At 52.9% G+C, this 20,257-nt stretch carries 18 protein-coding genes; 13 read left to right on the top strand and 5 right to left on the bottom strand.

The window, feature by feature from the left end; translation table 11 throughout:
* The first annotated feature begins 109 nt into the window (after nt 1–109).
* The 3 genes from aphA (at nt 110) to ACS0RQ_RS25505 (ending at nt 1,705) form a co-directional block, all read left to right on the top strand.
* Nucleotides 110–814, top strand: coding sequence for an acid phosphatase AphA (aphA, locus tag ACS0RQ_RS25515; RefSeq protein ID WP_271851061.1), 705 nt, complete (start codon nt 110–112; stop codon nt 812–814).
* A gap of 103 nt (nt 815–917) precedes the next feature.
* Nucleotides 918–1,334: a secondary thiamine-phosphate synthase enzyme YjbQ gene (locus ACS0RQ_RS25510; RefSeq protein WP_039077901.1), complete on the top strand. Its 417-nt coding sequence runs from the start codon at nt 918–920 to the stop codon at nt 1,332–1,334.
* Nucleotides 1,335–1,336: 2 nt separating this feature from the next.
* A complete protein-coding gene (locus ACS0RQ_RS25505; RefSeq protein WP_039077900.1) occupies nt 1,337–1,705 on the top strand; it encodes an MmcQ/YjbR family DNA-binding protein in 369 nt (122 codons plus the stop codon).
* Between the two features lie 13 nt (nt 1,706–1,718).
* Here ACS0RQ_RS25505 and uvrA read toward each other — a convergent pair whose 3' ends face one another.
* Nucleotides 1,719–4,544, bottom strand: coding sequence for an excinuclease ABC subunit UvrA (gene uvrA / locus ACS0RQ_RS25500; RefSeq protein ID WP_271851060.1), 2,826 nt, complete (start codon nt 4,542–4,544; stop codon nt 1,719–1,721).
* Nucleotides 4,545–4,795: 251 nt separating this feature from the next.
* Between uvrA and ssb1 the strand changes: the two genes are divergently transcribed.
* The gene (ssb1, locus tag ACS0RQ_RS25495; RefSeq protein ID WP_039077898.1) at nt 4,796–5,332 is read left to right on the top strand and encodes a single-stranded DNA-binding protein SSB1; all 537 of its coding nucleotides are present in this window, start codon (nt 4,796–4,798) and stop codon (nt 5,330–5,332) included.
* A gap of 173 nt (nt 5,333–5,505) precedes the next feature.
* Here the strand turns inward: ssb1 and ACS0RQ_RS25490 are convergent, their stop codons facing one another.
* Nucleotides 5,506–5,787, bottom strand: coding sequence for a YjcB family protein (locus tag ACS0RQ_RS25490; RefSeq protein ID WP_039077897.1), 282 nt, complete (start codon nt 5,785–5,787; stop codon nt 5,506–5,508).
* A 555-nt stretch (nt 5,788–6,342) separates the two neighbouring features.
* Here ACS0RQ_RS25490 and ACS0RQ_RS25485 point away from each other — a divergent pair.
* Together ACS0RQ_RS25485 and pdeC are read left to right on the top strand one after the other, a co-directional pair.
* Entirely contained in the window at nt 6,343–7,746 is a 1,404-nt protein-coding gene (locus ACS0RQ_RS25485; RefSeq protein ID WP_271851059.1) for a GGDEF domain-containing protein, read from the top strand.
* A 340-nt stretch (nt 7,747–8,086) separates the two neighbouring features.
* Nucleotides 8,087–9,658 carry a cyclic di-3',5'-guanosine monophosphate phosphodiesterase PdeC gene (pdeC, locus tag ACS0RQ_RS25480; protein ID WP_271851058.1) on the top strand — a complete coding sequence of 524 codons (1,572 nt, stop codon included), beginning with the start codon at nt 8,087–8,089 and terminating at the stop codon, nt 9,656–9,658.
* 15 nt (nt 9,659–9,673) lie between these two features.
* On the opposite strand, the gene soxS is transcribed toward pdeC, so the two are convergent.
* Complete coding sequence (gene soxS / locus ACS0RQ_RS25475; protein ID WP_039077894.1) at nt 9,674–9,997, bottom strand: superoxide response transcriptional regulator SoxS; 324 nt, start codon at nt 9,995–9,997, stop codon at nt 9,674–9,676.
* An 80-nt stretch (nt 9,998–10,077) separates the two neighbouring features.
* Between soxS and soxR the strand changes: the two genes are divergently transcribed.
* From soxR to ACS0RQ_RS25455, 4 genes are all read left to right on the top strand, one after another.
* The gene (soxR, locus tag ACS0RQ_RS25470) at nt 10,078–10,536 is read left to right on the top strand and encodes a redox-sensitive transcriptional activator SoxR (RefSeq protein ID WP_271851057.1); all 459 of its coding nucleotides are present in this window, start codon (nt 10,078–10,080) and stop codon (nt 10,534–10,536) included.
* Nucleotides 10,537–10,847: 311 nt separating this feature from the next.
* A complete protein-coding gene (locus ACS0RQ_RS25465; RefSeq protein WP_271851056.1) occupies nt 10,848–11,516 on the top strand; it encodes a glutathione S-transferase family protein in 669 nt (222 codons plus the stop codon).
* Between the two features lie 306 nt (nt 11,517–11,822).
* Nucleotides 11,823–13,172, top strand: coding sequence for a guanine/hypoxanthine transporter GhxP (ghxP, locus tag ACS0RQ_RS25460; protein WP_249569829.1), 1,350 nt, complete (start codon nt 11,823–11,825; stop codon nt 13,170–13,172).
* A 141-nt stretch (nt 13,173–13,313) separates the two neighbouring features.
* Complete coding sequence (locus ACS0RQ_RS25455) at nt 13,314–14,960, top strand: Na+/H+ antiporter (RefSeq protein ID WP_271851055.1); 1,647 nt, start codon at nt 13,314–13,316, stop codon at nt 14,958–14,960.
* A gap of 200 nt (nt 14,961–15,160) precedes the next feature.
* Here the strand turns inward: ACS0RQ_RS25455 and ACS0RQ_RS25450 are convergent, their stop codons facing one another.
* A complete protein-coding gene (locus ACS0RQ_RS25450; RefSeq protein ID WP_271851054.1) occupies nt 15,161–16,081 on the bottom strand; it encodes a LysR family transcriptional regulator in 921 nt (306 codons plus the stop codon).
* A gap of 103 nt (nt 16,082–16,184) precedes the next feature.
* Here ACS0RQ_RS25450 and ACS0RQ_RS25445 point away from each other — a divergent pair, with 103 nt between their 5' ends.
* Both ACS0RQ_RS25445 and ACS0RQ_RS25440 read left to right on the top strand, forming a co-directional pair.
* Nucleotides 16,185–16,595 (top strand): CidA/LrgA family protein, encoded by a 411-nt coding sequence (locus tag ACS0RQ_RS25445; protein ID WP_271851053.1) that lies wholly within the window; start codon nt 16,185–16,187, stop codon nt 16,593–16,595.
* Entirely contained in the window at nt 16,588–17,277 is a 690-nt protein-coding gene (locus ACS0RQ_RS25440) for an LrgB family protein (RefSeq protein ID WP_271851052.1), read from the top strand. The genes ACS0RQ_RS25445 and ACS0RQ_RS25440 overlap by 8 nt, the downstream gene beginning before the upstream one ends.
* Here ACS0RQ_RS25440 and ACS0RQ_RS25435 read toward each other — a convergent pair.
* Nucleotides 17,274–18,572, bottom strand: a complete 1,299-nt coding sequence (locus ACS0RQ_RS25435; protein WP_271851051.1) for a Gfo/Idh/MocA family protein — start codon at nt 18,570–18,572, stop codon at nt 17,274–17,276. The two genes, ACS0RQ_RS25440 and ACS0RQ_RS25435, sit on opposite strands and share 4 nt — an antisense overlap.
* Before the next feature lie 47 nt (nt 18,573–18,619).
* Between ACS0RQ_RS25435 and ACS0RQ_RS25430 the strand changes: the two genes are divergently transcribed.
* A complete protein-coding gene (locus tag ACS0RQ_RS25430) occupies nt 18,620–20,185 on the top strand; it encodes a hypothetical protein (protein ID WP_271851050.1) in 1,566 nt (521 codons plus the stop codon).
* Nucleotides 20,186–20,257: the final 72 nt, after the last annotated feature.

The raw sequence follows: 20,257 nt of genomic DNA, 5'->3' as shown, positions 1-20,257 counted from the left end.
AAACCGCAGAAACGCCTTCCTTTCACCCGTCCCTGAGGGTATGGTCAGAGAGCTTTTTGATGCTTAGCACGCTATCTGACAATAACGGACTGAAAATTTAGGGATAAACATGCGAAAGTTCACATTAGCCCTCTGCTTATCGTTTTCGCTCACCGGTGCTTTCTTTGCTCAGGCTTCTACGCCGACTCCGGATAGCACAGGCACCAACGTTGCCAAACTGGCCGAACAAGCGCCCATTCACTGGGTCTCCGTTGCACAGATCGAACACAGCCTGGTGGACCGCCCACCGATGGCCGTCGGGTTTGATATCGACGATACGGTCCTGTTTTCCAGCCCTGGCTTCTGGCGCGGTAAAAAAATGTACTCCCCGGATAGTGAAGCCTATCTTCAGAACCCGGAGTTCTGGGAGAAAATGAACAACGGCTGGGATGAGTTCAGTATTCCAAAAGAGATCGCACGGGCGCTGATCGCGCTGCATGTGAAACGCGGCGACAGCATTTACTTCATTACTGGACGCACGCAGACGGCGACGGAAAGCGTGACCAAAACCTTGCAGGACGATTTTTTGATTCCGGCGGTGAATATGAATCCGGTGATTTTTGCCGGGGTGAAAGACGGGCAGAACAGCAAGACGCAGTGGCTGGCCGACAAGCAAATCAAAATCTTTTATGGCGATTCGGATGAAGACATTACCGCGGCGAAAGCGAGTGAAGCCCGCCCGATACGTATCCTGCGCGCTTCGAATTCAACCTACCGTCCACTGCCACAAGCCGGGGCATTTGGTGAAGAGGTGATCGTAAATTCCGAATATTAAGATTGAACTGTTGTTTTTTTAAGCAAATCTGTTCTGTCGGGTTTTACCTTTCGCCGACTTGCTGCACACTTAAAAAGATTCGTCTTTTAAAAGGAAGCAGCAGATGTGGTATCAACAGACTCTTGTTCTCGGGGCAAAACCCCGGGGTTTTCATCTGATCACTGATGAGGTGCTGGGGCAGATCCGCGATCTGTCCCGCATCAGAACAGGCTTGTTGCATCTGCTCCTCCAGCATACTTCCGCTTCTCTCACCCTCAATGAAAACTGTGACCCCACCGTACGTCACGATATGGAGCAGCATTTTCTGCGAGCGGTGCCGGATAACGCCCATTACGAGCATGACTACGAAGGCGCGGACGATATGCCTTCGCATATCAAGTCTTCCATGCTGGGTGTGTCGTTATTACTTCCTGTCGCCAGCGGGCGCGTTCAGCTTGGGACGTGGCAGGGGATTTGGCTGGGAGAGCATCGTATCCACGGCGGTTCGCGAAAAATCATCGCGACGCTACAAGGGGAATAAAGATGACAATTTCGGAGTTATTGCAGTATTGCATGGCGAAGCCGGGTGCAGAGCAGAGCGTACACAGCGACTGGAAGGCCACGCAGATAAAAGTGTCTGACGTGCTGTTTGCGATGGTCAAAGAGGTGGAAGGCCGCCCGGCTGCATCCTTGAAAACCAGCCCGGAACTGGCTGAACTACTGCGTCAGCAGCATAGCGACGTGCGCCCAAGCAAACACCTGAACAAAGCGCACTGGAGCACCGTCTATCTCGACGGCTCGCTCCCGGACTCACAGATTTACTACCTTGTGGATGCCTCATACAAACAGGCGATAGAACTGTTGCCTGAACAGATCAGGCAACAGCTTTACTCCGCATCATCCAGGGCGTAATCAGCCCGGAAGATTATTTCAGCATCGGTTTCAGGAATCGCGCCGTGTGTGAGGCTTCACACTCGGCGACGGTTTCTGGTGTGCCGGACACGAGAATTTCCCCGCCGCCGCTGCCGCCTTCCGGACCGAGATCGACAATCCAGTCTGCGGTTTTGATGACGTCCAGGTTATGCTCAATGACTACGATGGTATTACCCTGGTCACGCAACTGGTGCAGAACGTCCAGCAGTTGCTGAATATCGGCAAAGTGCAGGCCGGTGGTCGGTTCATCCAGAATATAGAGCGTTTGGCCGGTGCCACGTTTCGACAGCTCGCGCGCCAGCTTCACGCGCTGCGCCTCACCGCCGGAAAGCGTGGTGGCTGACTGACCCAGACGGATGTACGTCAGGCCCACGTCCATCAATGTTTGCAGCTTGCGCGCCAGCGCCGGGACGGCATCAAAGAATTCACGGGCTTCTTCGATGGTCATATCCAGCACTTCATGGATGGTTTTGCCTTTGTACTTAATCTCCAGCGTTTCGCGGTTATAGCGCTTGCCTTTGCACTGGTCGCACGGCACGTAGATATCCGGCAGGAAGTGCATCTCAACTTTGATTACGCCGTCACCCTGACAGGCTTCGCAGCGTCCACCACGGACGTTAAAACTGAAACGCCCTGGGGTGTAGCCGCGCGAACGGGATTCCGGCACGCCGGCAAACAGTTCACGAACCGGGGTGAAAACGCCGGTATAGGTCGCCGGGTTGGAGCGTGGCGTACGGCCAATCGGGCTCTGGTCGATATCGATCACTTTGTCGAAATGTTCCAGCCCCTGAATATCACGATAAGGCGCGGGTTCGGCGATGGTGGCACCGTTTAACTGGCGCTGAGCGATCGGGAACAGCGTGTCGTTAATCAGGGTGGATTTACCCGAACCGGAAACACCGGTAATACAGGTGAACAGCCCTACCGGTAGCGTTAGCGTCACGTCTTTCAGGTTATTGCCGCGCGCCCCGGTCAGTTTAAGCACTTTTTCCGGATCGGCTTTAACGCGGTTTTTCGGGACGGCGATCTGGCGTTTGCCGCTCATATACTGCCCGGTGAGGGATTCAGGCACCGCCATAATCGCCTCCAGTGGGCCTTCGGCGACGACCTGACCACCATGCACCCCTGCGCCGGGGCCAATATCGATCACGTGATCTGCGGCGCGAATGGCATCTTCATCATGCTCGACCACGATGACCGTGTTGCCGAGATTGCGCAGGTGGATCAGCGTACCGAGCAGACGTTCGTTATCACGCTGATGCAGGCCGATCGACGGCTCATCCAGCACATACATGACGCCCACCAGACCTGCGCCAATCTGGCTTGCCAGACGGATACGCTGGGCCTCGCCGCCGGAAAGGGTTTCCGCGGAACGGGAAAGCGTCAGGTAATTCAGGCCGACGTTCACCAGGAATTTCAGGCGATCGCCAATCTCTTTGAGCACTTTTTCAGCGATTTTCGCGCGCTGGCCGGACAGCTTCAGATTATTGAAGAAGTCCATAGCGTGACCGATGCTCATGTCCGAGATGGTCGGCAGCGGCGTATTTTCAACGAAAACATGGCGGGCCTCGCGGCGCAGGCGCGTACCGTCGCAGGTGGTGCAGGGACGGTTGCTGATAAATTTCGCCAGCTCTTCGCGTACCGCGCTGGACTCCGTCTCTTTATAGCGACGTTCCATATTATGCAGCACGCCTTCGAACGGATGGCGGCGCACGGAGGTATCGCCACGATCGTTCATGTACCTGAATTCAATACTCTCTTTGCCGGATCCGAACAGCACCACTTTATGCACGGTTGGGCTGAGGCTGTCCCACGGCGCTTCCACATCAAATTTGTAGTGGTCCGCCAGCGATTTCAGCATCTGGAAATAGTAGAAGTTACGGCGATCCCAGCCGCGAATTGCGCCACCCGCCAGCGATAGCTCGGGGTTCTGAATCACGCGGTCAGGGTCGAAATACTGCTGCACGCCGAGCCCGTCACAGGTCGGGCAGGCGCCTGCCGGGTTGTTGAACGAGAACAGGCGCGGTTCCAGCTCGCGCATGCTGTAGCCGCAAATCGGGCAGGCGAAATTGGCCGAGAAAAGCAGCTCTTCGGCTTTGGGATCGTCCATGTCGGCGACCACTGCCGTGCCACCGGAAAGCTCCAGCGCCGTTTCGAAGGACTCTGCCAGACGTTGCGCCAGATCCTCGCGCACTTTGAAGCGGTCAATCACGACTTCAATGGTGTGTTTCTTTTGCAGCTCCAGCTTCGGCGGATCGGAAAGGTCGCAGACTTCACCGTCAATACGCGCGCGGATATAACCCTGGCTTGCCAGGTTTTCCAGCGTTTTGGTGTGTTCGCCTTTACGTTCTTTTATTACCGGCGCCAGCAGCATCAGACGTTTGCCTTCCGGCTGCGCCAGCACATTGTCGACCATCTGGCTCACGGTCTGTGCCGCCAGCGGAACGTCATGGTCCGGGCAGCGCGGTTCACCTACGCGGGCAAACAACAGACGCAGATAGTCATGAATTTCGGTAATGGTCCCGACGGTGGAACGCGGGTTATGCGAGGTCGACTTCTGCTCGATAGAAATAGCAGGAGAGAGCCCTTCAATGTGGTCAACGTCAGGCTTTTCCATCAGCGAAAGAAACTGACGAGCATAAGCGGAAAGAGACTCAACGTAGCGACGCTGCCCTTCGGCATACAGAGTGTCGAAAGCCAGTGACGATTTACCCGAACCCGACAGACCGGTAACGACAATCAGTTTGTCGCGTGGAATGACGAGGTTGATGTTTTTGAGATTATGGGTGCGCGCGCCCCGTACTTCGATCTTATCCATTCACCTTTCCCGGTAATAACTCGGCATGCCTGGTCGATTGGAAGGACAACCGGCGGTCAGAAACGGCTAATTATGACACAATTTAACCTGGCTGGATATACAGTATTGGAATGCAAATTCCGAGGAGGTGTGCAACAATGTTGAGTCCGCGCGACAACTCTGGAAGATCCTTCGCAGCTATGAACATGTCGCATGGAAATGGTACACTCCCGCGCTTACACTATTTAGAAATGTTTTCAGGAGACACGATCATGGCCAGCAGAGGCGTAAACAAGGTGATTCTCGTCGGTAATCTGGGCCAGGACCCGGAAGTACGCTATATGCCGAGTGGTGGTGCAGTGGCCAACATTACGCTGGCGACTTCCGAATCCTGGCGTGATAAAGCGACCGGTGAAATGAAAGAGCAGACTGAATGGCACCGCGTTGTGCTGTTCGGCAAACTGGCAGAAGTGGCCGGTGAGTACCTGCGTAAAGGTTCTCAGGTCTACATCGAAGGTCAACTGCGTACCCGCAAATGGACCGATCAGTCCGGTGCCGAGAAATACACCACCGAAGTCGTGGTTAATGTGGGCGGCACCATGCAGATGCTCGGTGGCCGTCAGGGTGGCGGTGCTCCGGCTGGCGGCAATATGGGTGGCGGCCAGGGTCAGCAGGGCGGCTGGGGCCAACCTCAGCAGCCGCAGGGCGGTAACCAGTTCAGCGGCGGCGCGCAGTCTCGCCCACAGCAGTCTGCTCCGGCACCGTCTAACGAACCGCCGATGGACTTTGACGACGATATTCCGTTCTGATTGCAGGCCATCGGCCTTATCAGCGCGACCCGTTATGGGAAACGTATCGACAAAACCCCGCACTGCGGGGTTTTTTGTTACCTGCTGGCGTTATTTGTCTCTTTTCGTGTCAGCGGATTTTTGCCAATAAAAAAGCTCCACGCGGGAGCTTTTTACTAAAGAAGGGATTGCTGTCAGGTAATCACCATCGGCCATTCGGGGGAAGATTTCTCTGACATCTCCGTCATGATATTGATGACGTTGTGCCAGACGGCATGGACATCGACCATCGTAATGCCCAGCAGGCCCGTTGCGAACCAGCAGGCTGCAACCAGACCAAGGCCGCTGCTTATCACAGCCAGACCAATATAATCTGCTTTACGAAAGCGAATGTTCAATGTGCTGGCCATAAACATCAGCACTGCACTCAGTATCTGCCAACGAAGAAGAACGACACTGGTGGTTAATGTAGCCATGAAAACGATCCTCGAAAGAAAACTTTCAGGCACAGGTGGGTGACGCCATGAGCCTGAGCGATGTGTGCAGGCGCAGAAAATCTGCAGAAGTAACGTTCTATATTGAAACAGTGTTTCCTATCTCAAGAATGTGTGAACTATATCACATTTGTTCTTTTATTCGCCAGTGTGCAAATGAGCAAAATTTTCTGTGCAAAGGGGCATTTTGTTAGAGGGCGTAGGGAGTACCCGGGCGTGATGATAGCGTTTTGTTATGAAGAATAAGAATGCTAATAAATTCATAAAGATAGTAACTTTATGATTTTTTGCATATTTTCCCTGGGTTGGCACTTTTGGGAAAGTCGATTATTCTTGATCGAATAGCTATATATATCTGAATGCCATTTTTCAGATTTCTGATCTGCATGGATATATCCTCAACTGGCGTCTTTTAAACGCATTTCGCTGCATTTTTTGTAAATCAGCGTTGGTCTTCTGAATTTAGTTTTTCGTTTTTTTCCTGTACAGCTCATTGTGGGTATGGTCCGGTGTTTAATCATCTGCGACTGAAAAAAAATGAAAAAAGAGAATACCGCCATTCCTGTGGATGATGGCGCGGTGGCGCTTACTATCCTGGCGAAGTTGATGCCATGCTTCAGTGCACAACGCACGCTAAAAGAAATTTTACAGGCAATTAATAGTGCCGTAGGTTCAACGCTCTCCTGGGTTGTGGTAGAACAGGACGGAGATTTCCAACATGAGAGCGCGGGGCAGATTCCATGCACCCTGGGTGATGCGCAAACCTTTCTGGAACAGTCGCAATTGCGGCGCAATCAACATGCGTGGCGTGTTATTTGTTGGCGACGACAGGTTGGCACAATATTATTTTCGCCTACTCACCATGCTGCTGATAAATTCCATGGTGGTATTCTTTGTAAATTAATTTCAAGTGCTCATGGGGTAGAGGGATATTTCTTCCTGGCGTTTCCGCAACCGTTATTTTCAATGAGTATCATTAAAAGTGTGGTGCTCATCCTTGTCGAGAAATTAAAAGATTATTTCGCCGGTATTATTGCTAAAGAGCGCATGACCAGAGAAATGCATCGCATTGTCGCGCAATATAAAGTTTTATTTGACCGCGCCCCTGTATTAATGAATTCATTCGATAAAAACAACCGCTGTATATTATGGAATGGGGAATGCGAACGGTTGTTTGGCTGGTCAATTGAGGAGTTAAACTGCCAACCTGATCCATTAGCATTGTTTTTCCCTGATGATGAGGTCCGTCATAAAGTCCGGGCTTCTGTCAGCGCTTCGCCTACTGTGGATATGTATGAATGGCATCCGGTAAGGCGCACGGGCGAAGTATTAACCGTATTGTGGTCAAATATTTTGCTCCCGGATAAATCCATTCTCAGTATCGGGCTGGACATTACCGAACGTAAGAAGGCTGAGCAGCAACTGGCGGTGAAAGCGACAACCGATGACCTGACGGGGTGCTTTAATAGGTTCTCTATATTACGACAGTTCAGAGAGGTGCTTGCCACCTGTGAACCGGGAGATCCCGATAGTCATTTCAGTATCCTAATGTTGGATCTGGACCATTTTAAAAACATCAACGATCGCTGGGGCCACCTTACGGGAGATGCGGCACTGCGCCACTTCTGCGAGAAAATCCGTGAGCTCAGCACGCCGGAATACGCGTTAGGTCGTCTGGGAGGGGAGGAATTTCTGATTTTATTACCGCAAACTGACAGTCAGACTGCGCTGCGTTTTAGCCAAAAAATTCGCGCTGCGCTGGTCGATAAACCGCTTTTTAACGGAGATGAAAAGATAACCTTATCCTTTAGCGCAGGTGTTGTGTTTGTAACCGGAGGGGTGTCCGATACTTCAGTTTTGCTTACGCTTGCGGACGATGCACTGTACGACGCGAAGCGTACCGGACGTAGCCGAACTGTGATTGCAGAAGCAATTTTATAAATATTCCCGGCTCCCTTTCGGAAGGCTACGCAATAGATGAAAAAATACTCGATCGGCCTGTCTTTTTTTTATCCTGCGGAGAGTTTGACTTAATCAACGATTGTCTGTTGCGTAAACTAAAAACCCTGACTGGCGACTGGATAAATATTTTCCTTAATATAAACACAACGCATACTTTTAGTTTGCCTTACGGGCAAATATTATCGTCATAACCAAATATTAGGTTTTTAATGAAAAAAGTAAGTTGCTAATGTCGTATGATTCATGCAACGTAATCACCTGTTTATCAAAGCATCCTGCCTTCATTACAGGCACACTAAATGCAGGGATATAGGCGGAAATGAATCATAGCGCGCAGCGTAAGATGCTGAGAGTCGTCGGGATCATCATGGTAGTGCTCCTACCGGTGATGCTGTCGCTATGGTTTGCTCACATCCGTGCAGTAAAAGAAACAGGTATACATCTTCGTTCTTTTGCGCAACTTGCTTTAGATAAAACTGAACGGGTTATCGGACAAGTCGACCAGGCCCGAAGCGCTGCTGAGAAATATCAAGGTCAGGTTTGTTCCCCTGAGCATCGTAACTACATGCTCAATATCATTCGCGGTAGCCTGTATGTTGCCGATTTAATATACGCGCGCGGCGAACAGTTTTTATGCTCGACAGCTTTTTACCCTACGCAATCGTATGCTATTTCGCCTCCCGAGTATAAAAAAAAGCCAGCCATCTCTATTTATTACTATCGTGATACGCCATTTTATCCCGGATATAAAATGGTCTATATGCAGAAAGGAAATTATGTCGCGGTAGTCAATCCACTTTCCTACAGCGAGGTGATGTCAGACGACAGCACGCTGGCTTATGGTATATACGATACGGTAACGGGTCTCTTTTTTTCCGTCAGTGATCAGGCCGATCTACAAACGTTGAATAAGCTCGTTCGTAAAAATGACCTTACTTTTCAAGAGAATGGCCGTTTTTACACAATAGACCATTCTGATAAACGTCCAATTGCAATCATTGTTTCGACCTCCAGCGACACTTATTTTCAGTATCTTTATCATCAGGCGACATTAACGCTGCCGTTAGGCATGATTTGTAGCATTATTATTTTATTGATGTGGTCGCGAACACGGCAGGAGTTTAACTCTCCACGACGAATGCTGCACAGAGCATTAACCAAACACCAGCTTGAACTTCATTACCAGCCCATTATTGATATCAAAAACGGCCAATGTGTAGGCGCAGAAGCATTATTGCGCTGGCCGGGTTTTAATGGTCCGGTAATGAGCCCGGCGGAATTCATTCCGCTGGCAGAGAAAGAAGGAATGATTGAGCGGGTTACCGATTATGTCGTTGATGAAGTCTTTAATGATCTAGGAGAATTCTTAGCAGCATGGCCGCATCTTTATATTTCGATTAATTTGTCAGCTGTCGATTTCCATTCTTCCCGCCTGATTGCACTTATTACCAATAAAACCAGGGAACATTCTGTTCGCGCGGAACAAATTAAAATCGAAGTAACCGAGCGTGGTTTTATTGATGTTCCTAAAACCACGCCGGTCATTCAGGCGTTTCGCCATGCGGGTTACGAGGTGGCGATTGATGACTTCGGAACCGGTTACTCGAACTTGCATAATCTGTACTCCCTCAACGTCGATATTTTAAAGATTGATAAGTCCTTTATCGATACGCTGACGACCAACAGTACCAGCCACCTGATCGCCGAACACATCATTGAAATGGCGCACAGTCTGCGTCTGAAAATTATCGCGGAAGGGGTGGAAACAGCAGAACAGGTAACCTGGTTACTTAAGCGCGGCGTGCAGTACTGTCAGGGTTGGCATTTTGCGAAGGCTCTGCCGCCGCAGGAATTTAAAGCCTGGGTCGCGCAGCCACCTTCGCTAAAGTAATCATCCCGGCGACACTTACGCCTGGTGGCGATAGTCGCTGGGAGTCCGATCAAATTCCCGACGAAACACGCGTGAAAACGTTTGTTGCGAAACGTAACCCAGATCCATCGCAATATCAAAAATGGGACGCCGCGTAGTACGCAGTGCTTCCGCAGCCAGTAACAGACGGCGCTGACGTATGTAATCTCCCAGCGTCTGATGCATCACGGTACGAAACATTCTCTGCAAATACCATTTTGAATATCCAGACTTTCTGGCGACTACATCAATGTTCAACGGTTGGTCGATATGTTCATCAATCCACTCCGTAAGGGTCTGAATAATTTGCTGATGGGACATAGAGCTGCCTCTTTCTCGATTCGTCGTTTTGTCTGCGGTGGAGTATAATTCCTCAAGTTAACTTGAGGTAAAGAGGTTTTATGGAAAAGAGAACACCGCGTATCAAGGCGCTGCTCACGCCGGGTGAAGTGGCGAAACGCAGCGGGGTGGCCGTTTCCGCGCTGCATTTTTATGAAAGCAAAGGGCTTATAAAAAGCACCCGTAATGCCGGTAACCAGCGGCGCTATACGCGCGATGTGCTGCGCTATGTGGCGATCATTAAAATCGCCCAGCGTATTGGTATTCCTCTGTCGACCATCGGCGATGCGTTTGGCGTATTGCCGGAAGGACATACGCTGAGTGCGAAAGAGTGGAAGCATCTTTCGTCCCAGTGGCGCGAGGAACTGGACAGACGTATTCACACGTTGGTGGCGTTACGTGATGATTTGGATGGGTGTATTGGCTGTGGTTGTCTGTCGCATAGTGATTGCCCGCTGCGAAACCCGGGAGACCAGTTAGGCGCTCAGGGGACGGGAGCAAGGCTGCTGGAAGGCGATTAGCCAAAGAAACATATTCCCCCCGGTGGCGCTGCCGCTTACCGGGGCTGCAGCAATACAAAAAACTAAAGCGCCCAACTGGGGCGCTTTAGTCGGTCCGGTCTTTGTCTTTCTCTCTATCCCATTCTGTTATGGGAGGGTTTCCCCCGACATCAGCACCCCTCATTATGTTGGAGGTTCCGGATTGTGCTGACACTTTTAGTCTAGGCAATGGCGAAAATTTCGCCACATCATGACGCTTTTTTTTAGGAAATTTTTTATCCAAAGAGCAAGCTTTTCTATAGTTAATTCGAATAACTCAGCGGGAGCCTGTCATGCTTAAAGTTCACCATCTGAACCAGTCTCGTTCTCAGCGCATTCTGTGGGCGCTGGAAGAACTGGGTTTACCGTATCAACTCATTCATTATCAACGTGAAAAAAACATGCTGGCCCCTGCGTCACTTAAGAAAGTGCACCCGCTGGGCAAATCACCGGTACTGGAAGACGACGGTCTGATCCTCGCTGAATCCGGCGCAATTCTGGAATACCTGCAGGAGACCTACGATACAAAAAGCCTGCTTAAGCCTGAGGATAGAGAGATGCGTCAGCAGTATCGCTTTTGGCTGCACTACGCCGAAGGATCGCTGATGCCTTTATTATTGATGAAGCTGGTTTTTGCCAGCCTCGGTAAACCACCCGTACCGTTTGGTGTGCGAACGATAGGAAAAATGCTTGGTCAGGGCATCCAGAAAGCCTGGCTAAACAAGCAAATTGAAACCCACGCGCGTTATATCGAGTCGCAACTGGCCGTGAAGCCCTGGTTTGCCGGAGAGCAGTTAAGCATGGCCGATATTCAGATGAGTTTTCCGATTTTCGCCTTGCTGTCACGCGGCGGCATTGCCGATCTTCCGCATACCCAGTCATGGAAAAAGAGAGTTGAAATGCGCCCGGCCTGGCAACGAGCGATTGAGCAGGGTGGGCCTTTAGATCTTCCCGGTACGTAATATTGATCGCGAAATGTTGCAAAGTTGCGCAGTGACGATAACGTTTGCGCATCGGTCGGTCAATTCTTCGTCGTCATAAGCGAAAATTAGCAAAAAGCGGCAAAGTTCAGTTGAAAAGCGGTATCTAAACGCTGGATAATCGTTTGCCTTTTTTGACCAACCGTTTTGTATGCGTGGAGTTAATCGTTTGCTTTTTGTGACACCCCTTCGTCACAACGCAGCTCAGGGAGACGACGTTTAACTGGCAGTGGACACTGTCCGCCACGCATATCAAAGAAAGATAAAAACTCTCAGGGGATGTTTCCTATGTCTACGCCTTCTGCGCGTACCGGCGGTTCGCTTGACGCCTTATTTAAAATTTCTGCTCGCGGCAGTACTGTTCGTCAGGAAGTCGTTGCTGGCTTAACCACATTTCTGGCGATGGTCTACTCCGTTATCGTCGTGCCTGGCATGCTTGGTAAAGCGGGCTTCCCGCCAGCGGCAGTGTTTGTCGCTACCTGTCTGGTTGCCGGTGTAGGTTCGATCGTCATGGGCCTGTGGGCAAACCTGCCACTGGCTATCGGTTGCGCTATCTCCCTGACCGCGTTTACCGCGTTCAGCCTGGTACTGGGCCAACATATCAGCGTTCCGGTCGCTCTGGGAGCCGTGTTCCTGATGGGTGTGCTGTTTACTGTCATTTCCGCAACAGGCATTCGTAGCTGGATCCTGCGCAACCTGCCGCAAGGTGTTGCGCACGGCACCGGTATCGGTATCGGTCTGTTCCTGCTGCTGATCGCGGCGAACGGCGTGGGTCTGGTTATCAAGAATCCGCTGGACGGCCTGCCCGTCACGCTGGGTCATTTCGCCAGCTTCCCGGTGATCATGTCGCTGATTGGCCTGGCGGTTATCATCGGTCTGGAAAAACTGAAAGTACCGGGCGGCATCCTGCTGACCATCATCGGTGTTTCTATTGTCGGGCTCATCTTCGACCCGAGCGTGCACTTCTCCGGTATTTTCGCTATGCCATCGCTGAGCGATGACAAAGGCAACTCCCTGATCGGCAGCCTGGATATCGTTGGCGCGCTGAATCCGGTCGTGCTGCCAAGCGTACTGGCGCTGGTGATGACGGCGGTGTTTGATGCGACCGGTACTATCCGTGCGGTAGCCGGTCAGGCGAACCTGCTGGATAAAGACGGCCAGATTATCGATGGTGGCAAAGCGCTGACCACCGACTCCCTGAGCAGCGTGTTCTCCGGTCTGGTGGGTGCGGCGCCTGCGGCGGTATACATCGAATCTGCGGCAGGTACGGCGGCAGGCGGTAAAACCGGCCTGACAGCGATTACCGTTGGTGTGCTGTTCCTGCTGATTCTGTTCCTCTCTCCGCTCTCCTACCTGGTTCCGGCGTATGCGACTGCGCCAGCGCTGATGTACGTAGGTCTGCTGATGCTGAGCAACGTGGCGAAAATCGACTTTGCCGACTTTGTTGATGCGATGTCCGGTCTTATCACCGCAGTATTCATCGTGCTGACCTGTAACATTGTTACCGGCATCATGATCGGCTTTGCCTCTCTGGTAATTGGCCGCGTGGTCTCAGGTGATTTCCGTAAACTGAATATCGGTACCGTGGTTATCGCCGTGGCGCTGGTTGTCTTCTACGCAGGCGGCTGGGCAATCTAATTCCCTTGCCTCATGTGTACAACGGGTGGCTCAGGCCGCCCGTTTTCATTTTTTGCGCACATCCTGTTTCCTTTGCGTTAAGCTGAATGTTCTATCATCAAGGCATGACGCCTTAATAAGAACATCGCAAACAGGGAACGCATGGAAATCTTTTTTACCATCCTCATCATGACCTTAGTGGTTTCACTCTCGGGCGTGGTCACGCGAGTAATGCCATTTCAAATCCCACTTCCGCTTATGCAAATCGCCATTGGCGCGCTACTGGCTTTCCCCACGTTTGGGTTGCATGTGGAGTTCGATCCGGAGCTGTTCCTCGTCCTGTTTATTCCGCCATTGCTGTTTGCCGATGGCTGGAAAACGCCCACGCGAGAATTTCTTGAACATGGCCGGGAGATCTTTGGCCTGGCGCTGGCGCTGGTGGTAGTCACCGTTGTCGGGATCGGTTTTCTGATTTACTGGCTGGTACCGGGCATTCCGCTGGTGCCTGCTTTTGCCCTGGCGGCAGTGCTGTCGCCCACCGATGCGGTGGCGCTGTCTGGCATTGTGGGAGAAGGGCGTATTCCGAAGAAAATCATGGGGATTTTACAGGGCGAAGCGTTGATGAACGACGCATCCGGTCTGGTTTCGCTCAAATTCGCCGTATCGGTAGCGATGGGTACGATGGTGTTTACCATTGGCGGCGCGACGGTTGAATTTTTGAAGGTGGCGATTGGCGGCATTTTCGCCGGGTTTGTGGTGAGCTGGCTGTACGGTCGTTCACTGCGTTTTCTGAGTCGCTGGGGTGGCGATGAGCCCGCTACACAAATCGTGCTGCTGTTCCTGCTGCCGTTCGCTTCTTATCTGATTGCAGAACACATTGGCTTTTCCGGTATCCTCGCCGCGGTGGCCGCCGGTATGACGATTACCCGCTCCGGCGTGATGCGCACTGCGCCGCTCGCTATGCGTCTGCGTGCCAACAGCACCTGGGCGATGCTGGAGTTTGTCTTTAACGGCATGGTGTTCCTGTTGTTAGGCCTGCAACTACCGGGCATTCTCGAATCTTCGCTGGCTGCAGCAGAAGCCGATCCGAATGTGGAAACCTGGATGCTGTTTACCGACATCGTGCTGATTTACTGCGCGCTGATGCTGGTGCGTTTTGGCTGGCTGTGGACGATGAAAAGATTCAGCCTGCGCTTTTTGCACAAAAAACCGATGGAGTTCGGTTCCTGGAGTACGCGTGAGCTGCTGATTGCCACCTTCGCAGGCGTGCGCGGTGCGATTACGCTGGCCGGTGTGCTGTCTATTCCGCTGTTTTTACCTGATGGCATCGGTTTCCCGGCACGTTATGAGCTGGTGTTCCTTGCCGCCGGGGTGATTCTGTTCTCGCTGTTTGTTGGCGTTATGGCACTGCCGTCTCTGTTGCAGCATATTGAAGTGCGTGACCATTCCCAGCAGTACAATGAAGAACGACAGGCGCGGGCTATCATTGCCGAGGTAGCGATTGTCGCGATTCAGAAAATGGAAGAGCGTATGGCAGCCGATGCGGAAGAGAATATCGACAACCAACTGCTCACCGAAGTGAGTTCCAGGGTGATTGGTAATCTGCGTCGTCGTGCGGATGGGCGTAATAACGCAGAAAGCTCGCTGCTGGAAGAGAACCTTGAACGCCGTTTCCGCCTGGCGGCCCTGCGTGCGGAACGCGCCGAGCTTTACCATCTGCGCGCGACACGGCAAATCAGCAATGAGACGTTACAGAAGATGCTTCACGATCTTGATTTGATGGAAGCGCTGTTAATCGAGAAAAAGTAAGTTTCCTCTCCCTTATCCCCACAAAAATGCGAGCACGATCGGTCCCCTCTCCTCTTTGGGGAGAGGGTTAGGGTGAGGGGGAAAATGCGGCTCTGATGGTCATTCCGTTCACCTTATTCTCCTCGCCCCAAAGGGGAGAAGACAATGGATTATGCTCGCTGTGGCTATAGCATGCACTTATCGGGGCATTCCCGGTCTGATTACTTCTTTCCTTCGCCCAGCGGCACATCCGCAATATCCATATTCACCCAGAACCCTTCACAGCATTGCAGCCAGGCTTGTGCACTGCGGGAAAGATAACTTCCTTCACGCCAAATCATCCCCAGATGCCAGCGTAAATCACTCTCCAGCGGGACCCAGCGCAGCGTCTGTTTATCCAGGCGCTGGCAAATGGGCTCCGGTAAAATCGCGATCCCTACGCCGGCCTGTACCATCGCAGCCAGGAAATCCCACTGCCCGCTACGCACGGCAATCCGCGGCTTCACGCCATGGTCGTTAAAGAGCTGCATAAGCTGGCGGCTGAGGGCGAAATCTTCGTTATAGATGAGCAGCGGGTGCCCGGCCAACTGTTCAGGTGTTATGGATTGAATATTGAGCCAGTCGCCGGAGCGCGGCACCAGCACACAGAGCGGATGGCTGAATAGCGGCAGGGTAGAAAGGCCGCTATCTTCCTCGACGGGCAGGGCGGTCATCGCCAGGTCCAGTTCGCCATTGGTGACTGCCTGCTGGACCGTCAGGCCGCCAAACTCGGAGATTTTCAGCTCAACGCCGGGATAGCGCTGGCGAAACAGGCCTATCGGCCCGGCCATCAGCATTCCGACCATTGGGGGGATGCCGAGGCGCAGCAGGCCTTTATTTAAATGGTTGATATCACCAAGTTCTGCCTCAAGCTGGCGAAACTCAGCAAGGATAGCCAGCCCGCGCTCGAACACCACGCGCCCGGTATCGGTGAGAAGTAATTTGCGCCCATCGCGAATGAGTAGCGTGCAGCTCAGCTCATCTTCAAGATTTTTCAACATCTTACTGATTGTCGGCTGGGTGACGAACAACCGTTCCGCTGCGCGAGTGAAACTTTGCTGACGCACCACTTCCACAAAATAGCGCAGCGTTCTGATGTCCATAATTATTCCTTTAAACTATGCCTGCGATGAGTTTAATTCATTTCAGTATGGAGTGGCGGCTCCCTATACTGTGCTCTCTGTCTCATTTCCGCGAGAATTATCTATGGATATGGCGTTAGGTCGTATTACGCCTGCCATTGTGCGTCGACTGCAGGTGCCGGTTCAGGTTGTTATCTATGCCGGGCTGTTTATCGTGGCGCAATATCTGGTGCAGTGGCTGCATCTTCCCCTTCCCGCTAACCTGGTTGGCATGATCCTGATGCTGGCGCTGATTGTCTGTCGCGTAATTCCCCTTAGCTGGGTGAGGGCTGGCGCGCGCTGGCTACTGGCCGAAATGTTACTGTTCTTTGTGCCTGCCGTTGTCGCCGTGGTGAATTACACTCAGCTTTTGATGGTGGAAGGCTGGCGTATTTTTGCCGTGATTGCCCTGAGTACCCTGATGGTGCTGGGGGCCACAGCCTGGGTGGTTGATAAGGTTTATCGCTTCGAAATCAGCAGGCTGAATCATGAGTGATTTTGCCCTGAGCGTGCTCTGCCTGGTCATGACGCTGGTTATCTATTTTCTCAATAAGCGCCTGTACCGCCGGTTCCATAAACTCCCGTTAATGCCGTTAGTCTTCACCCCGATATTGCTGGTGCTGATCCTGGTGTTCGGGCATATCTCCTGGCAGCGTTATATCGGTGAATCTCACTGGCTGCTTTGGCTGTTAGGCCCGGCGACCATCGCCTTTGCCGTACCGGTGTATGACAACCTCGCGGTGATTCGTCGCCACTGGATGTCGCTTTCCGCAGGCGTTATCACCGCAACGGTGGTCGCCGTAACCAGCTCGGTCTGGCTGGCGCGTCTCTTTACCCTGCCGGATGACATTCAGCGCAGCCTGGCGGTGCGTTCGGTGACGACGCCGTTTGCGCTGGCGGCGGCAGGGCCATTGGGCGGACAGCCGGATCTGGTCGCTTTGTTTGTGGTGATTACCGGGGTATTCGGCATGGCGGTGGGGGATGTGCTCTTTTTGCGCCTCTCCATTCGCGAAGGGATGGCAAAAGGCGCAGGGTTTGGTGCGGCGTCTCACGGCGCGGGAACCGCCCGCTCCTACGAGCTGGGCCAGCAGGAAGGCGTCGTCGCCAGCCTGGTGATGATGCTCTCCGGCGTGGTGACGGTATTGGCCGCGCCGCTGGTGGCGCGGCTACTGTTTTAGCCCTGTTTTTTCAAACGCGATACCAGTTCGAACTCACGGAAATTGACCGGGCGCTGTTGCTGCATGGAAATATTGCCCGCGATGCCCGTCAGGATCGACATTGCCCCGGCGCGGTGATCGGCGGCACGCCTGAGCGGATCGTTACCCGGCGTGCCGAACAGATCGGCAAGCATCGCGTTATCACCGCCGCCGTGGCCGCCTTCGCCGAGGGTAAAACTGGCCTCCCAGGGGGCGGCAAACATCGGGAAGACAGTAATATTGCAGGACTCCAGACTTCCCTCGTTTGCGCGCTCGCCCCCGGCGTTCACATACGATTTTTCGACGATTTTCATCTCCAGTCGGCCTTCGCTGCCGTTAAACACCACATTCAACCCTTCCCAGGGCAAATACGTATTCAACGAATAGCTGAGCTGGCACTGGTTCTGGTATTTCACCAGCACCGAAAGGGTATCTTCGATGGTGATACCATCGCTGAATACACTCTGATCGCGCCAGTAGTTATCTTCATGCTCCGCGTCCAGATAGAGCGCCTTAAGCTGCGGATTGTCCGCCATGTGCAGCGCAAACGGGTCTTCTTTAGCCGTCGCATAGCCGTGGGCGCGCGGATAGAACCCGGTCACGCCCCGTTTTTCCGCGTTCTCTTTGCCGTAAAAACGCAGACTGCCTTCGGCGTAGACGCGCTCCGGGTAGCTATCGAGCCAGAAGTTCATTAAGTCGAAGTGGTGGGTGGATTTGTGGACCAGCAAACCGCCGCTGTTGCGTTTTTCCCGGTGCCAGCGGCGAAAATAATCGGCGCCGTGCTCGGTGTTGAGCAGCCATTCGAAGTGGACGGAGTACACCTCGCCAATGGTGCCGTTCATCAGCAGTTCACGCACTTTGCTGTGGTGCGGCGCATAGCGGTAATTAAACGCCACGCGAACGCTGTGCCCGGTCTCTTCAATGGCATCGAGAATACGGAGCGCCCGTTTTTCATCAATGGTCATCGGCTTTTCAGTGATCACATCGCAGCCCGCTTTCAGCGCCCGTACGATATAGTCGTCATGGGTGCGGTCCATGGTGGTGACGATAATAATGTCCGGGCGCGTCTCGCGGATCATCGCCTCGAATTGCGCGGCTTTCCAGGTGGATACCGGAGCAGCGCCTTCGTTTTTTAATAATGTATTGGCGTAATTCATCCGCGTCTGGTTGGTATCGCAAAACGCCACCAGTTGCGCATTGTCTTTCCACTGACTGCCGATCGCAGAAATATATAATCCGGCGCGCCCACCTGTGCCGACCAGGGCATATTTTTTCATACTATCCTCAATTATTATCTGTGAGAGTAAATGACCTGGATGAAGTCATGAAACGTATTGCCCATCAATTAATGGAACTCAACAGCACCTTTATCTGGCACTGGCCATGGTTGATGCAAGGTGTTGAAAGCGCTAAGCAACACGGCTTTACAGGCATCATTCTTCATCAGCAGGAGTTATTTTCACTGCTGGCAACGCCCTCGCCATTGAGTCAGAAATTGAATGTGGAAAATCTCATTCATCAACAGCACTACGCGTTGCACTATTTAAAACGGGTGAACCAGTATCTGGCGGCGAATAATTTGTCTTTTTGGTTGCAGGGGGAAGCCGCGCCCGCTGACGATATTATTAAGCGTAAATTCCCGGAGTTTGCTTTCGACGATAAAAGCACGCCGGATTTCTGGAACCACTTTTATTCCACAACGCTGGCACCGTTATTAAACGAATTACCCTATCTGAGCGGTATCATCCTTAGCCTGACGACCCCGTCTTTTCAGACGGTAGAGTGGCAAAAAAGTCTGCGTCAGGTCTGGCGGCAATTACGCGGCGCCGGAAAAAAACTGATCCTGCGCGACTTTATTGATGACTCCTGGCCGCGCCAGCAGTTGTCGGGCGTACTGGCAACGCTGCCTCATGACGTTCGCGCCTCGATCAAAGCCACGGAACTCGATTACCACCCCGGTTTTGCCAATCACCCGCATATCGTCACCCTGCCGGATCATAAAAAATGGATCGAATACGATCTCTTTGGTATCGGTTACGGCTGGACAGCGCTCCCGTGCTGGCTTGCCGATGAAATCAGCGGACGGCTGAGCTGGGCCATCGGCGCGACGGACAACAGCGTAGAAGCCATTACCTGCCGGGTTAGCTGGCAGTGGCTACCGGACAGCCGCGTCATGGATTCGGTCAATGCCATCAATCTGCTGGGCCTGGCGGCGGCCAATCAGACGCAGGGCCACGTTTTTGACGACTGGGTCGAACAGCATGGGCTGCGCTTTCGTCAGCCGCAGGATAAAACCCGTCTTGCCGCGTTATTCCATTCCAGCTACGACTGGCTGTGTAAAACCCCTAATCTGCTGGGGCGACGCCTGCATTACCAAAGCCAGATCCCGGAAAGCCTGGCGCAGGCGCAACAATTGCTGCATATGGACACGCGCAGCGCCAACTGGCTGCAGGCATATCAGCCGCTGATGCCACCGGACGATCGTGACCTGGGCGGCGAACAGCGCCAGCTTATTGCGCTAGAAAAGCAAAATGCCTGTTTCCTGGCGGCCAATGCCGTACAAACCCTGCGTGAGCTGCTGCCGCGAATCACCTGCCCGGATGATTCGATGGAAACGTTACTGGCCGCCTGGCGCAATGCGGATATCTATAGCCAGATGTTCAGCCGGGTCACAGAGGTCGTTACCGATGTGCTGTGGCGCGATCATTATGGCGACGATGCCCTGCCTGCCAGAGCACTTGAAAAGCATCAACAATCTCTGCTGCGCTACGCCGATACGCTTGCCGCCTGGGTGAACAACCCGCCACCCGGTAGCCCGCTCTTTCTGCCGTTGCTACTGAGCCCCCAGCGTCTGGCGGCCTTTGCCGATAGTCTGGAGGCGTCGCTGTGAAATAAGCATAAAGGGGCGCCGTCGGGCTGTCTTGTACCCGTCGACGACCTGCGTGTCGGGAAGGGGCAGGAG

The organism is Phytobacter diazotrophicus (genome assembly GCF_052061655.1).
GTDB classification, from domain to species: Bacteria; Pseudomonadota; Gammaproteobacteria; order Enterobacterales; family Enterobacteriaceae; genus Phytobacter; species Phytobacter diazotrophicus.
The sequence above is the reverse complement of the archived record's forward strand: the minus strand, read 5'-3'. Positions and strand labels throughout refer to the sequence as shown.

Coding starts and splice junctions, on each gene's coding strand:
- ACS0RQ_RS25435 (WP_271851051.1), bottom strand. CDS start 18,572: ATGAAAAAATATGCCCTGGTCGGCACAGGTGGGCGCGCCGGATTATAT.
- ACS0RQ_RS25430 (WP_271851050.1), top strand. CDS start 18,620: ATGAAACGTATTGCCCATCAATTAATGGAACTCAACAGCACCTTTATC.
- ACS0RQ_RS25440 (WP_271851052.1), top strand. CDS start 16,588: ATGAGTGATTTTGCCCTGAGCGTGCTCTGCCTGGTCATGACGCTGGTT.
- ACS0RQ_RS25450 (WP_271851054.1), bottom strand. CDS start 16,081: ATGGACATCAGAACGCTGCGCTATTTTGTGGAAGTGGTGCGTCAGCAA.
- soxR (WP_271851057.1), top strand. CDS start 10,078: ATGGAAAAGAGAACACCGCGTATCAAGGCGCTGCTCACGCCGGGTGAA.
- ACS0RQ_RS25505 (WP_039077900.1), top strand. CDS start 1,337: ATGACAATTTCGGAGTTATTGCAGTATTGCATGGCGAAGCCGGGTGCA.
- ssb1 (WP_039077898.1), top strand. CDS start 4,796: ATGGCCAGCAGAGGCGTAAACAAGGTGATTCTCGTCGGTAATCTGGGC.
- ACS0RQ_RS25445 (WP_271851053.1), top strand. CDS start 16,185: ATGGATATGGCGTTAGGTCGTATTACGCCTGCCATTGTGCGTCGACTG.
- pdeC (WP_271851058.1), top strand. CDS start 8,087: ATGAATCATAGCGCGCAGCGTAAGATGCTGAGAGTCGTCGGGATCATC.
- uvrA (WP_271851060.1), bottom strand. CDS start 4,544: ATGGATAAGATCGAAGTACGGGGCGCGCGCACCCATAATCTCAAAAAC.
- ACS0RQ_RS25510 (WP_039077901.1), top strand. CDS start 918: ATGTGGTATCAACAGACTCTTGTTCTCGGGGCAAAACCCCGGGGTTTT.
- ACS0RQ_RS25465 (WP_271851056.1), top strand. CDS start 10,848: ATGCTTAAAGTTCACCATCTGAACCAGTCTCGTTCTCAGCGCATTCTG.
- aphA (WP_271851061.1), top strand. CDS start 110: ATGCGAAAGTTCACATTAGCCCTCTGCTTATCGTTTTCGCTCACCGGT.
- ACS0RQ_RS25485 (WP_271851059.1), top strand. CDS start 6,343: ATGAAAAAAGAGAATACCGCCATTCCTGTGGATGATGGCGCGGTGGCG.
- soxS (WP_039077894.1), bottom strand. CDS start 9,997: ATGTCCCATCAGCAAATTATTCAGACCCTTACGGAGTGGATTGATGAA.
- ghxP (WP_249569829.1), top strand. CDS start 11,823: ATGTCTACGCCTTCTGCGCGTACCGGCGGTTCGCTTGACGCCTTATTT.
- ACS0RQ_RS25490 (WP_039077897.1), bottom strand. CDS start 5,787: ATGGCTACATTAACCACCAGTGTCGTTCTTCTTCGTTGGCAGATACTG.
- ACS0RQ_RS25455 (WP_271851055.1), top strand. CDS start 13,314: ATGGAAATCTTTTTTACCATCCTCATCATGACCTTAGTGGTTTCACTC.